17 protein-coding genes are annotated in these 12,219 nt (G+C 72.3%); 10 read left to right on the forward strand and 7 right to left on the reverse strand.

The annotated features are described in order from the left end of the window. Positions 1-92: 92 nt before the first annotated feature. The 6 genes from FCL41_RS16440 (at position 93) to FCL41_RS16465 (ending at position 5,348) form a co-directional block, all read left to right on the forward strand. Positions 93-1,556: an APC family permease gene (locus tag FCL41_RS16440; RefSeq protein WP_217496785.1), complete on the forward strand. Its 1,464-nt coding sequence runs from the start codon at positions 93-95 to the stop codon at positions 1,554-1,556. Positions 1,557-1,621: 65 nt separating this feature from the next. Beyond that, a complete protein-coding gene (locus FCL41_RS16445) occupies positions 1,622-2,032 on the forward strand; it encodes a TOBE domain-containing protein (RefSeq protein ID WP_137064630.1) in 411 nt (136 codons plus the stop codon). Between the two features lie 7 nt (positions 2,033-2,039). Then, positions 2,040-2,801, forward strand: a complete 762-nt coding sequence (gene modA / locus FCL41_RS16450; RefSeq protein ID WP_137064629.1) for a molybdate ABC transporter substrate-binding protein — start codon at positions 2,040-2,042, stop codon at positions 2,799-2,801. After that, positions 2,798-3,610: an ABC transporter permease gene (locus FCL41_RS17580; protein ID WP_137064628.1), complete on the forward strand. Its 813-nt coding sequence runs from the start codon at positions 2,798-2,800 to the stop codon at positions 3,608-3,610. The genes modA and FCL41_RS17580 overlap by 4 nt, the downstream gene beginning before the upstream one ends. Further along, the gene (locus FCL41_RS17585) at positions 3,607-4,671 is read left to right on the forward strand and encodes a sulfate/molybdate ABC transporter ATP-binding protein (protein ID WP_137064627.1); all 1,065 of its coding nucleotides are present in this window, start codon (positions 3,607-3,609) and stop codon (positions 4,669-4,671) included. Before FCL41_RS17580 ends, FCL41_RS17585 begins: the two co-directional genes overlap by 4 nt. Positions 4,672-4,778: 107 nt before the next feature. Next, positions 4,779-5,348, forward strand: coding sequence for a hypothetical protein (locus tag FCL41_RS16465; RefSeq protein WP_137064626.1), 570 nt, complete (start codon positions 4,779-4,781; stop codon positions 5,346-5,348). A gap of 27 nt (positions 5,349-5,375) precedes the next feature. On the opposite strand, the gene FCL41_RS16470 is transcribed toward FCL41_RS16465, so the two are convergent. Further along, positions 5,376-5,591, reverse strand: coding sequence for an amphi-Trp domain-containing protein (locus FCL41_RS16470; RefSeq protein WP_137064625.1), 216 nt, complete (start codon positions 5,589-5,591; stop codon positions 5,376-5,378). 137 nt (positions 5,592-5,728) lie between these two features. Here FCL41_RS16470 and FCL41_RS16475 point away from each other — a divergent pair, with 137 nt between their 5' ends. The 4 genes from FCL41_RS16475 to FCL41_RS16490 all read left to right on the forward strand — a co-directional run bounded on the left by FCL41_RS16475 (position 5,729) and on the right by FCL41_RS16490 (position 8,469). Then, the gene (locus FCL41_RS16475) at positions 5,729-6,448 is read left to right on the forward strand and encodes a hypothetical protein (protein ID WP_137064624.1); all 720 of its coding nucleotides are present in this window, start codon (positions 5,729-5,731) and stop codon (positions 6,446-6,448) included. Continuing rightward, entirely contained in the window at positions 6,445-7,041 is a 597-nt protein-coding gene (locus FCL41_RS16480) for an RNA polymerase sigma factor (protein WP_137064623.1), read from the forward strand. Before FCL41_RS16475 ends, FCL41_RS16480 begins: the two co-directional genes overlap by 4 nt. 288 nt (positions 7,042-7,329) lie before the next feature. After that, positions 7,330-7,944, forward strand: a complete 615-nt coding sequence (locus FCL41_RS16485) for a LysE family translocator (protein WP_137064622.1) — start codon at positions 7,330-7,332, stop codon at positions 7,942-7,944. 48 nt (positions 7,945-7,992) lie between these two features. Continuing rightward, complete coding sequence (locus FCL41_RS16490; protein ID WP_212723050.1) at positions 7,993-8,469, forward strand: GNAT family N-acetyltransferase; 477 nt, start codon at positions 7,993-7,995, stop codon at positions 8,467-8,469. 3 nt (positions 8,470-8,472) lie between these two features. On the opposite strand, the gene FCL41_RS16495 is transcribed toward FCL41_RS16490, so the two are convergent. The 6 genes from FCL41_RS16495 to FCL41_RS16520 all read right to left on the reverse strand — a co-directional run bounded on the left by FCL41_RS16495 (position 8,473) and on the right by FCL41_RS16520 (position 12,168). After that, a complete protein-coding gene (locus tag FCL41_RS16495; RefSeq protein ID WP_137064621.1) occupies positions 8,473-8,943 on the reverse strand; it encodes a VOC family protein in 471 nt (156 codons plus the stop codon). Further along, complete coding sequence (locus FCL41_RS16500) at positions 8,943-9,398, reverse strand: SRPBCC family protein (protein WP_137064620.1); 456 nt, start codon at positions 9,396-9,398, stop codon at positions 8,943-8,945. Before FCL41_RS16500 ends, FCL41_RS16495 begins: the two co-directional genes overlap by 1 nt. Positions 9,399-9,435: 37 nt before the next feature. Then, a complete protein-coding gene (locus FCL41_RS16505; RefSeq protein WP_137064619.1) occupies positions 9,436-10,317 on the reverse strand; it encodes a hypothetical protein in 882 nt (293 codons plus the stop codon). A 1-nt stretch (position 10,318) separates the two neighbouring features. Continuing rightward, positions 10,319-10,846, reverse strand: a complete 528-nt coding sequence (locus tag FCL41_RS16510) for a SigE family RNA polymerase sigma factor (protein ID WP_239021692.1) — start codon at positions 10,844-10,846, stop codon at positions 10,319-10,321. 127 nt (positions 10,847-10,973) lie between these two features. After that, a complete protein-coding gene (locus FCL41_RS16515; protein ID WP_137064618.1) occupies positions 10,974-11,210 on the reverse strand; it encodes a hypothetical protein in 237 nt (78 codons plus the stop codon). Positions 11,211-11,292: 82 nt separating this feature from the next. Then, a complete protein-coding gene (locus FCL41_RS16520; protein WP_239021693.1) occupies positions 11,293-12,168 on the reverse strand; it encodes a sigma-70 family RNA polymerase sigma factor in 876 nt (291 codons plus the stop codon). Between the last annotated feature and the right edge of the window lie 51 nt (positions 12,169-12,219).

Below are 12,219 nucleotides of genomic sequence, written 5' to 3' on the forward strand. Positions count from 1 at the left end.
CGCCGGCGGCCACCACGTCGCGTGTCTGCGTCTCGCGTTTCAGGGGTACCGGCCGGGGGACTGGTCCCAGAACCACTCACCCGGAGGACCACGTGACGGAGAAGACCGCTGACGGCGACGAGCCGGTCAAGCTGAATCGCACCATCACGACCAGCCTGCTCTTCTTCTACGTGCTGGGCGACGTGCTCGGCTCCGGCGTCTACGTCCTGATCGGCTCGGTGGCCGGTGCCGTCGGCGGTGCCTTCTGGATCGCCTTCGCCGTCGGCGTCAGCGTCGCCGCGATCACCGGGCTGGCCTACGCCGAGCTCGCGACCAAGTATCCCCACGCCGCGGGTGCGGCGCTCTACGTCAACCGCGCCTTCCACAACCGCACCCTGGCCTTCCTGGTCATGGTGGCGTTCCTCTCGGCCAGCTTCGCGGCTGCCGGCTCCCTGAGCGTCGGCTTCGCCAGCTACTTCCTCCAGGTGTGGGACGCGCCGCCGGCCCTGCTGGTCTCCCTGGCCTTCTTCGCCCTGCTCGGCCTGATCAACTACATCGGCATCACCGAGTCGGTGTGGATCACGATGCTGATGACCTTCGTGGAGATTGCCGGTCTCGTCCTCGTCCTCATCATCGGCATCTGGTACGTCGTGCAGAGAGACCCCGACTTCAGTCGGCTCGTCCAGTTCGAGACCACGACCAACCCGATCTGGGCCATCGTGGGCGGCGTCGCCCTGGCGTTCTTCGCGATGACGGGCTTCGAGAACGTCGTCAACGTCGCCGAGGAGACCGTCGACCCGCACCGCGCCTTCCCCCGGGCGCTGGTGGGCGGGATGATCGCCGCGGGCCTGATCTACGTGGCCGTCGCGGTGGTGGCCTCGCTCGTGGTCGGTGCCGCCAAGCTGAGCACCTCCGACGTGGCCCTGCTCGAGGTGGTCAAGGCCGACGTCGTGCCGCTGCCGGTCACGCTCATGACGACGCTCTTCGCGGTGATCGCCTGCGTCGCCATCACCAACACCACGCTCGTGGCGGCGGTGACCGAGCCGCGTGTCCTCTACGGCATGGCCAACGAGGACGTCGTGCCGCCGATCTTCGCGCGCCTGCACCGCCGCAGTCCGTGGGGTGGGCCTGCTCTTCTCCTTCGCCGTGGTCGCCGGTCTCCTCGTGATCGGGACCCTGGTGGTCCAGGGCGGCGGCGGCATCAACCTCATCGAGCGCCTGGCGACGGTGACGGTGGTGCTCCTCCTCTTCATCTACTGCCTGGTCATCCTGGCCACGCTCAAGCTCACCGACTCAGACGTCTCGGACCGTACGTTCCGCGCGCCACGGTGGCTCCTGGTACCCGGGCTCCTCGCGAACGGCCTGGTGCTTGTCTACGTCGTGGTCAACGACCCCACGTCGCTGCTCTGGTGCCTCGGCCTCCTGGCCGTGGGAGGAGCCCTCCTCGTGGTGGAGATGTTCTCCCGGCCCCGCCGAGCCCGGGCGGCGGCTGCGGCCGAGGCCGAGGCCAACTGACCGGACCCTCCCACCCCCGTGCTCGCCAGGGACCTCCGCGCCACCCGGAACACCCCGGATGACGCCGGCGCAGGACAGGAAAAAAGGACGGATTCTCTGACTCACTTGCGGTGATAGCGTCGGTTTTGTGCCGCAACTGAGGATCACCGAAGCCGCTGCCCACCTCGGGGTCAGCGACGACACCGTGCGCCGCTGGATCGACCGCGGACAGCTCACCGCGACCAGTGACGAGGCCGGGCGCATGGTGGTCGACGCCTACGAGGTCGCGCTCGCCGCGCGCGAGCACGCGCGTACGCTCGCCCTCCCCTCCGGCGTCACGAGCTCGGCCCGCAACCGCTTCGTCGGGCTCGTCACCGACATCGTGACCGACACCGTGATGGCGCAGGTCGAGCTGCAGTGCGGCCCCTTCCGGGTGGTCTCCCTGATGAGCAGCGAGGCCGTGCGCGACCTGGGCCTCGAGCTCGGGTCGGTGGCGGTGGCCTCGATCAAGTCGACCACCGTCGTCGTCGAGACGCCTCGACCGGTGACCCGCCGGTGAGCCAGTCATGACCTCGGCCAGCACGGCGGCCCGGCTGCGGCTCCTCACCGTCCTGCTCCTGCTGGCCGTGGCACCGGGCTGCAGCCAGCCGGCGGAGGGCTCCACCACCCTGACCGTGCACGCCGCGGCCTCGCTGCGAGGGCCCTTCGAGGAACTCGTCGAGCTGTTCGAGGAGGAGCACCCCGACGTCACGGTCCGCCTCAACGTCGCGGGGTCGGCCGACCTCGTGGCCCAGGTGGAGGAGGGCGCCCCCGCCGACGTGGTGGCCACCGCCGACACCGCGACCATGGAGCGACTCGCCGCCGACGGTCTGGTCACCGACCCGACGCCCTTCGCCGCCAACACCCTCGTGATCGTCGTGCCGCGCGGCAACCCGGCCGACGTGGCCGGGCTGCGCGACCTCGCCGGCGACGTCGACCTCGTCGTGTGCGCGCCCCAGGTGCCCTGCGGCGCCGCCGCTGCCCGGGTCGAGGAGGCCGCGGGAGTCGCCTTCACCCCCGTCAGCGAGGAGCAGAGCGTGACCGACGTGCTGGGCAAGGTGCGGGCCGGCGAGGCCGAGGCCGGACTCGTCTACGTGACCGACGCGTTGAGCGCCGGCGACCACCTGGAGGTCATCGAGTTCGAGGAGGCGAGCGAGGCGGTCAACGTGGCTCCGGTCGCCGTCGCCTCCGGCAGTGAGCGCCCGGCTCTGGCGCGCGCCTTCGCCGACCTCGTCACCTCACCCACCGGCGAGCGGGTGCTGACCGAGGCGGGCTTCCGCCGGCCATGAGCGCGTCGTCTCCCGGGAGGGCCAGCAGCCGCCCGGACAGCGGCCTGCCCCGCTGGGTGTGGCTGCCCGCCATGCTCGGCGCGCTCCTGCTGCTGCTCCCGCTCCTCGCGATGACCGCCCGGGTCGACTGGGCCTCCTTCCCGGCGCTGGTGACCAGCGACTCCGCCCGCACCGCGCTCGCGCTCAGCCTGCGTACGTCTGCCCTCAGCACCCTGGCCTGCCTCGTCCTCGGCGTCCCGCTCGCCGTCGTGCTGGCTCGTGGGCAGTTCCGCGGACGCTCCCTCCTGCGCAGCCTGGTCATGGTGCCGTTGGTGCTGCCGCCCGTGGTCGGCGGCATTGCGCTGCTCGCGGCCTTCGGGCGGCGCGGCCTGCTCGGGGAGACGCTCGAGGTGGCCGGGATCCAGGTCGCCTTCACCACGACGGCGGTGGTGCTGGCGCAGACCTTCGTGGCATTGCCCTTCCTGGTGATATCGCTGGAGGGCGCCCTGGTCACCGCCGGGACCCGCTACGAGGTGGCCGCCGCCGGCCTGGGTGCCCGCCCCTCGACAGTCCTGCGTCGCGTCACGCTGCCGCTCACCTGGCCGGCCCTGGCGTCGGGCACGCTCCTCGCCTTCGCCCGGGCCCTGGGCGAGTTCGGGGCGACGATCACCTTCGCCGGCAGCCTCCAGGGCGTGACCCGCACCCTGCCGCTGGAGATCTACCTCCAGCGCGAGGTCGACCCGGACGCCGCTGTCGCGCTGTCGCTCGTCCTGGTGGCCGTCGCGATCGCGGTCATCGCGCTGACCCGTCGCACCCGGAGCGCGCTGTGACCAGCCTGTCCCTCTCGGCCCGCGTCACCGACCGCGACGTCGTCGTCGAGCTCGAGGTCGCGGCAGGCGAGACCCTGGCGCTGCTCGGTCCGAACGGGGCCGGCAAGTCGACCGTCCTCGCGCTCGCCGCCGGACTCCTGCGTCCCGACGACGGCACCGTCGCACTCGACGGGCGGGTGCTCACCGACGTCCGCGACGGGCGGACGCAGACCTGGGTGCCGGCGTACGACCGCCACGTCGCCACCCTGTCGCAGGAGGCGCTGCTCCTGCCCCACCTGTCCGTGCGCGCCAACGTCGAGTTCGGCCCGCGCGCGCAAGGACGCTCGCGGCGCGAGGCGCGGGCCGTCGCCCAGGAGTGGCTGGACCGGGTCGGCGTCGCCGACCTGGCGGAGCGACGTCCTGGCTCGTTGTCGGGCGGCCAGGCGCAACGGGTCGCGGTGGCCCGCGCACTGGCGGCGGAGCCCGCCCTGCTCCTGCTCGACGAACCGATGGCGGCGCTCGACGCGGCGGCGACCCCTGCGGTCCGGGAGACCCTGCGGCAGGTGCTGGCCGAGGTGACGTGCGTGATGGTGACGCACGACGTGCTCGACGCTGCCCTGCTCGCCGACCGGGTGGCCGTCGTCGAGGGCGGGCGGGTCGTGGAGCAGGGAGCCACGCCCGACGTCCTGGCGCGTCCGCGCAGCGTCTTCGGTGCCCGGATCGCGGGGCTCAACCTGCTGCGCGGCACCTGGCGGCACGACGGCGGATCGGGCGAGCTGGTGGCCACGACCGGCGAGCGGGTGCACGGCCAGGCGGAAGACCTCACCCCGGGAACCGCGGCGGTGGCGGTCTTCCGCCCGACCGCCGTCTCCGTCTACGCGCACCCGGTGCACGGCTCCCCGCGCAACACCTTCGAGGTCGTGGTGACCTCGGTGGAACCCAACGGTGACCTGGTGCGCATCCGCGCAGGCCACCTCGCGGCCGACGTCACCGCCCAGGCCGCTGCCGAGCTGGGGGTCCGACCGGGAGCGCGCGTCTGGTTCAGCGTCAAGGCGACCGAGGTGTCGCTGCACGCGTCGTGAGCGGGGGGTCCACGCCCATGGAATCGCTGTGCAGCCGCTCCTCGCGCCACTAGCATGGCCGCGGTCGCTCCGCCGAGCGTCCTGTTCCCGTGTCGAGGAGGACTGCCGTGAGGGTGCACCCTGCCATCGCACCGCTGCGCATCCTGCTGGTCCTGGCGTTGGTGGCGGTGATCGGCGTGCTCTTCTGGGCGTCGACGTCACCCGGGGAGAAGTCCGACGACAGCGACCGGGTCGCCGTCCCGACCGCTCCGAAGCCCCTCGAGGACAGCGTCGGCCAGGCCAAGGACGCGACCGAGCGCGAGCGTGAGCAGCGGGGTCCCGAGGGGTCCGACGGGTCGACGGACCTGCCCGCCGGCGATCCTGCCGACCTCCCCGGCGCCGGTGAGGATCCCGGAGCCGACACCATCCCGGTGACGGGCGCCCTCGACGACTACCAGGCCCCGGCCGACGCGGCGAGGAAGCTGCTGAGGGTCACCGAGCGCGTGAAGTACCTCGAGGGCTATCCCGACGCCGACCGGCTCAAGCACGCCGTCGTGGTCTGCGAGAAGGTCGCCTTCCAGGACTGGACGTGGCAGCAGCAGGTCGACGGCGACGTCGCCTTCGAGGTACCGCGGCGCTCAGCCACCCGGTTCGCCGAGCTGCTCGAGGGCGAGTTCTGCGAGGCCATCGGCCTCTGACCGCCCCCGAGCGCGACCCGGCTCAGCTCACCAGGTGAGCTCGATCTCCAGCTCGTTCCCGTCGCCCAGCTCGACCTCGATCTTGAGCTCGACCTCGTCGGGAACCGCAACGGTGAAGGTCTTGCCACCGCGCTGGAACTCCACCGAGTTGTGACGCGAGAGGGAGTCGGCCAGCGCACGCAGCTTGTCGGCGGCGGCCTCGCGGGACAGGCGCTGCTTGTCGTCGATGTCGAACAGGTCCATCAGGTGCTCCTTCGGTGGGTGGTCTCGGGCCCACCGTAGCGACCCGTTCCGCGGGAGCGACGGGGCGGCGCTCCGTGATCGTGTACCCGGCGGCAGGTGCGGCGCTATCGTGATCGCACCACCAGCGAAGGTCCTTGATGACACCCAAGCCCCCCGACCTGCGGCTGCCCGCCCCGGAGGTCGAGCCGCCCGACCACCTCGTGCACCAGCTGGCCGAGATGGCGCGGGCCAGCATGCCCAGCACCCCCGCCCGGTCGCGTCGTCGCGCTGGCGTGGTCGCCGGAGCCACCGCCGCCGCAGTCCTCGCCTCGGTGGGTGGCTCGTGGGCGACCGGCGTGATCGAGGTGCCGGGCCTGCCGTCCCCCATCAGGCACGCCCCCGTCGCCCCGGTCGTTCCCGAGGACGACGCCGGACAACGCGACACCTCCGGGCGCGGGAAACCCGCCGAGGAGTCCGAGGGGCGCGTCGGCGGTCCGGGCGACTCCCAGGGCGCGGCCGGGTCGGCCGACGGCGAGAAGAAGAGCAACGACGACAGGGCCGGGAAGAGCGACAGGGGCGACGGTCAAGGTCAGCCCGGTCAGGACGGCAAGGGCGAGCCGAAGGGCAAGGGCGACCCGAACGACAAGGCCGACAAGGGCGACAAGGGCGACAAGGACTCGGAGAAGCCTGGCAAGGGTCCCGGGGAGAAGCCCAAGAAGGACAAGGACCGGGACCGGGACGACGACCGGGACGACGACCGGGACGACGACCGGGACGACGACTCCGACCAGGGCAAGCACCAGGACAAGAAGAGCAAGTGGAAGCGCGAGCGCGCCGGCGACCCTGTCGTCGGGCCTGAGTCGGGCGTACGTCGATGAGCGACGACCTCGTCCTCCGGGCCCAGCAGGGCGACCCGGAGGCGTGGCGCGTGCTCTACCGCCAGCACGCCGGACGCCTCGTCGCGTGGCTCCGGACGCGTCCCACCGGCGACTCGGTCGCTGCTGCGGAGGACATCGCCGCCGAGGCCTGGTTCGTGGCGGCCCAGAAGATCGCCGACTTCGAGGGGTCGTCCTCGGACTTCGCCGGGTGGCTCTTCGGCATCGCGAGGCACATGAGCGCCACCGCGAGGCGGACCGCCGAACGCCGCGCCACCACCCCCGGTGACGTGTCCGACCTGTCCGACCTGGTCGGCACCGTGGCGGAGCCGCAGGCCGACGTGGCCGCCAAGGAGTGGGTCCGCGCAGCGATCTCCACGCTCCCGCCGCGCGAGCGCTCGGTGATCGGCCTCGTCGACGGCCTCGGCATCGACACCGCCACGGCAGCGGAGATCCTCGGCATCAACGCGGTCGCCCTGCGGGTCGCACGTCACCGTGGCCTCAAGCGGCTCAACAGCTCGCTGGGCGAGCGCCACCTCACCGTCGTGCGCGACACCCCTCCCCAGGCTGGTCCGGGGTCGGCCGCCGTCTCCTGACGCGGACGTCATCACGATCCGTACGCGGGACTGCGGCTCTCCTGATGACGTCGGGAGGACGCTGCGGAGACCCCGACGGGCGACGGGACCGCAGTCCCGCCGCCCGTCCTCCTGGGCGACGTCTCGGGGGGACGTTCGCTCAGTCCTGTGAGGGCGCACCCTCGGTGCTGACACCTCTTACCTGTCACCAGCGCGCCGAAGCGTTACATCGAGCCTGGAACGAGTCGCTGCGGACGTCAGCAGGCGCCCGGCGCACGTCACGCGGAAGGCCCCACCTAGCCTTCCCGCATGGAGCTCGCCCAGGTCGTCGCCTTCACCATGGTGACGTTGCTCTTCGTCTTCACTCCCGGCGCCGACTGGGCGTACGCGATCTCCGCAGGACTGCAGCACCGCAGCGTCACCCCGGCGATCACCGGGATGCTCCTCGGCCACCTGACGGCGACCCTGGCCGTGGCCGGTGGCGTCGCGGCGGTGATGGCCGGTGCCCCGGCGCTGCTCACGACGCTCACCGTCCTGGGCGCCGCCTACCTGGTCTGGCTCGGGATCGGCGTGCTGCGCTCCCCGGTGACGCCGCAGGAGGGCGAGGTCGTGCAGGGCTCGGCGCTGCGCCGGCTCGCCAAGGGGTTCGGCGTGAGCGGCCTGAACCCGAAGGTGGTGCTCCTCTTCCTCGCCGTGCTGCCGCAGTTCGCCGACCCCGCCGCGGCGTGGCCGGTGCCGGCGCAGATCATGGCGCTGGCGAGCATCCACCTGGTCGCCACCGCGATCGTCTACACAGCAGTCGCCGTGGGGGCGCGGGTCGTGCTCGCCACCCGGCCGGCCGCGGCCCGGGCGGTGAGCCGCTTCTCGGGAGCGGCCATGGTCGGCATCGGCGCCTACCTGCTGGTGGGCCAGGTCGCAGCCTGAGCCGGAACCTCTTCTCCACCCCGCCCGGCGGGTCTAGCGTGGCGCAGCATGAGCCTCGTAGGCCTGCGTGACCTCACCGACGGCGACCTCGACCTGCTCTTCGTCTGGGAGCAGGACCCGCGCGCCCGCGCGATGGCCGCCTTCACCCGGCCCGACGTGGGCGACCGCGAGGCGTTCGACGCGCACCACCGCCGGATCCGCGACAACCCGGACCAGACCCTTCTGGCCGTCGAGGCCGACGGGGAGCTCGTGGGCACCGTGGGGAGCTATCCGATGGAGGGCGACCTCGAGGTCACCTACTGGATCGACCCAGCGAAGTGGGCCGCGGGTTCGCCTCAGCCGCTCTGGGGGAGTTCCTGCAGGTCGAGCGTCGGCGCCCGTTGTCGGCTCGCGTCGCCGAGCACAACCTGGGCTCGATCACCGTGCTGGAGCGCGCCGGGTTCGTGCGCGTGGGCGAGGAGACGTCGTACGCAAGAAGGCCTGGGCCGCGAGGTCGTCGAGCTGGTGCACCGGCTCGACGCCTGACCCCTACCCGGTCGACTCGACCGGGGACCAGACGCCCAGCTCGTTGCCACTGGGGTCGACGAAGTGGAGGCGGCGACCACCCGGGAAGTCGTACGGCCCGGCGACGACGTCGCCGCCCGCGGCCACGATGGCCTGCTGGGTCGCGTCGAGGTCGTCGGAGTGGATGAGCACGAAGGGTCCGCCCACCGGCCTGGCCGCGGGCTGGACGACCAGACCACCGACCTCCTCCTCGCTGCCGTCGAGGATGCCGGCGTAGCCAGGGCCGTAGTCCACGAACGTCCACCCGAAGGCCGCCTCGTAGAACGCCTGTGCCGCCACCAGGTCGGTCACGGTCAGCTCAACGTAGGAGAAGGCGTGGTGCGGTGGCTGGCCGGGCGCCCGGGCCGGGGACTCCGTGCTCGACCCCACCTCCGTGCTCGACCCCACCTCCGTGTTCGACCCCACCACGGAGAGTCCGCGCCGGTCGACGCTCATCAGGCCGCCACCCTGACCGCGCCAGCGAGACCTTCGCGACAGCCGCGCATCATCTCGTGGTGGTTCCAGTGCAGCGCCGGCCGCAAGAGGCGTGAGGCGAGCCCGAGCCAGCCGTACGTGCGTACTTCCTGCTGGAACTCCACCCGGGTGCCGCCGCGTTCCTCGCTGAGGTCGAAGCGCACCCAGCCGACCAGGTCACCGTCGACCTCGACCTGCAGCCGCTCGGTCGAGCGCGTGGTGGCGATCAGCACCAGGTCGAGGACGTAGGGCAGGCGGGAGCGGCAGAGCACCCGGGCACTCTCACCGCCCAGCGCCGCGACGGCGACGACCTCGGGCCACCAGGTGGGGTAGGCCGCCAGGTCGTCGAGCACCGCCGCGACGTCGATCGGCGAGGCGTCGACGAACCAGGTCTCGTGGAAACGGTGCTCATGGAAACGGTGCTCGGTGGCGGTCACGAGGCGGTTCCTACCCCGTGACCGCCACCGTCAGTCCTCAGTCAGCCGGCGGGGCGTCCATCTTCATGCCCGCGTCGAACGAGTCGTCGGCGTTGATGAAGTCGAGCGCCTCAGCGGCTGCGGCCACCTCGGCCGTGACCTCGTGGGCCCACACCGGGTCGGTCACGACGGCCTGCATCTGTGCCGGGGTGATCGCCTGGGCGGTGCCGGTCGGCACTGACGCGCTCAGGACCACCCGGAGGTCGCGTGAGGAGCTCAGCACCTCGGCGACCAGCCGCGTGCGCCCGGGCTTGTCGGAGCGGTCGGTGTAGGTGCGCAGGATGTCGCCGTTGGGCAACGTGGTCACCTCACAGTCGGTCCCCTCATAGTTGGGGTCGGAGCAGTCGTCGCCGATGTCTCCCCCGAGGGGGCCTCCGAAGGCACTGAGCCTCTGCACGTTGAGCCCGATCTCCGAGCGGCCGACGGCATTGGTCAGGGTCAGCGAGCCCAAGGTCTGGCTGTTCCTCTCCGCAGGGATGACGACGTTGCCCGCCTCGTCGACCAAGTCGCCGCCGCCCTGACCCTCGAAGTCGTCGGCCGTGCCGCCCGGAGCCGTGTAGGTGCTCACCAGGTCGTTGAGCAGCCACGCAGTCGTCCGTCCGGTGATCGGCACGAGCTCGGGCGCCGGCGGGGTCGACGGGGCCGTGGGCTCGGCGGCGGGGGCGACCACGTTGGCCGGGTCCGAGGTGCCTCCGAGTCCGGTGAGGGCCCATCCCCCTACGGCGAGGAGGCTGACGGCGGCGGCGGTGCCGACGGCCGTCAGCGACCGGGCGAGGCGGCGCTTGGCCAACCCCTGCCGGCGGGCGGAGAAGGCGAGGGAGTCGAGGTCGGGGCGCACGCCCGTCACCTCGTCGTGGAGCTGGTCGTGGATGGTGGTCATGTCAGTCCTCTGTGTCGGCGAGTGTGGGATAGAGAGCACGGAGTCGAGCCAGCGCACGCGAGCTGCGCGTCCGGCAGGCCGACTCGCTGAGGCCGAGCTGGGCGGCGGTCTGGGTGACGCTGAGGTCCTCCCAGTAGCGCAGCACGACCACGGCCCGGTCCTGCGGAGCGAGCGAGTCGAGCGCCTGGAGCAGCGAGAGCCGGAGGTCGGACCCCTCACCGCGCCCGGGCGCGTCCACGGTGATCGGCAGCTCGACCACCCGCTTGCGACGGCGCTCGGCGAGGTAGAGACGCGTCATCATGGTGCGGGCGTACGCGACAGGGTTCTCGGCCCGGGAGACGAGGCGCCAACGCGCGAAGACCGAGGCGTACGTGCTCTGGAGCAGGTCCTCGGCCTGGTCACGGTCCCCGCAGAGGAGGACCGCTGTCCGTAGCATCCGGGCGCCGGTGGCGTGGACGAACTCCTCGAAGCTCCCCGCGCGCACCTCGGTCCCGATCTCTGTGCCCCACTGGGCTGTTGTTGTGCTCACACCCTTCTAGAGGGACCGGGCGGTGGAAATGTTGCAGATCCTCCCCGAGGAGGTGCCCGGCGGCGGCGACCTGACCCGTCGCCACCGCCGCCATTCTGCCCGCCAACCGTCGCGGCGGGTGGTGGAATCAGTCCTCCGGCAGGGCAGCGAACGCAGCCTTCATGTCGCGGTACCACCCCAACGACTGCTTGGGGTGCTTCCAGCGGCCCTTCATGGCGTCGCGCGCCTCCTGGTGGGTGGCGTCGCCGGCCTTCTCGGCCTGCTTGAGGTGCTTGTCCTGAGCGGCGATCACGTCGTCGGCGCTCTCGCCACGGTGCGGGAGGTCGCAGGGGCCGCCGAACTGGCGGCAGGTCATGGTCTTCATGGCAGTTCCTCTCTCGGGACGGTGGCGGCGAGAGCCGCCTTCACCCGGCTGACGAGCCGGGGGTGGGAGATGTGACGCGGGCTCAGTTCCATCGGTCGGCGCCCTTGCGGCGTACGACCTCGGCCAGCGTCTCGGGAGCAGCGCGGAAGGTGATCTGCTCGACGCGCCCCTCGCGCAGCGTGAAGTCGAAGACCACCCTGGCCTGCCCGCGGTCGAACCAGGCCGACGCCGGACGGTCGCCGACGAAGACCGCGAGTGCGGCGTGGGCGGCGCCGTTGAAGAACTGCGCCACTGCGTCGCGGCCCTCGATCCGGTCGGGGGTGCCGACGAGCACGGCGGCCCGGTCGGCACGGACCACGGCGTCGGGTGCCAGCAGGGTCAGCAACCGCTCGAAGTCGCCCTCGCGGGCGGCCGCCATGAAGGCGTCGACGACCTGCCAGTCGGCCAGCGCGTCCTCCGCGGCAGGCTGGGCGACCTTCGCCCGGGCCCGCGAGGCGAGCTTGCGAGCGGCCACCGGGGTGGTGTCGAGGACGCCGGCGATCGTGGCGAACTCGAAGCCGAAGCTGTCGTGGAGCACGAAGGCGACGCGCTCCGCCGGGGTCAGCCGGTCGAGCACGACGTGCAGGGCGACCCCCACGGCGTCGGCCAGGGCCACGTGGTCGGCGGGGTCCTCGGCGCTGGAGCCGGCGGTCACCTGCGCGACGCCGTGCTCGTGCTCGGCGAGGTCGTCGACGAGCAAGGGGCTGCGCGCCTTCAGGCGGTCGAGGCACAGCCGCGTCGTGACGGTGGTCAGCCAGGCCGGGAGGCTCTCGATCGCGGCATCGGTGCGGGCCAGGCGCAGCCACGCCTGCTGCACGACGTCCTCGGCCTCGGCGTGGTCGCCGAGGACCTTGCCGGCCAGGCCGACCAGGCGGGGTCGCTCGGCCTCGAAGGCGGCGGTCTGGTCGATGGTGCTCACTGGGTGCTCCCTCTCTCGGTCGGGTCGGTCCTGGCCTGACGAGCGAGCCCC

The sequence above is a fragment of the Nocardioides jishulii genome (assembly GCF_006007965.1).
In the GTDB taxonomy this organism is placed as follows: domain Bacteria; phylum Actinomycetota; class Actinomycetes; order Propionibacteriales; family Nocardioidaceae; genus Nocardioides; species Nocardioides jishulii.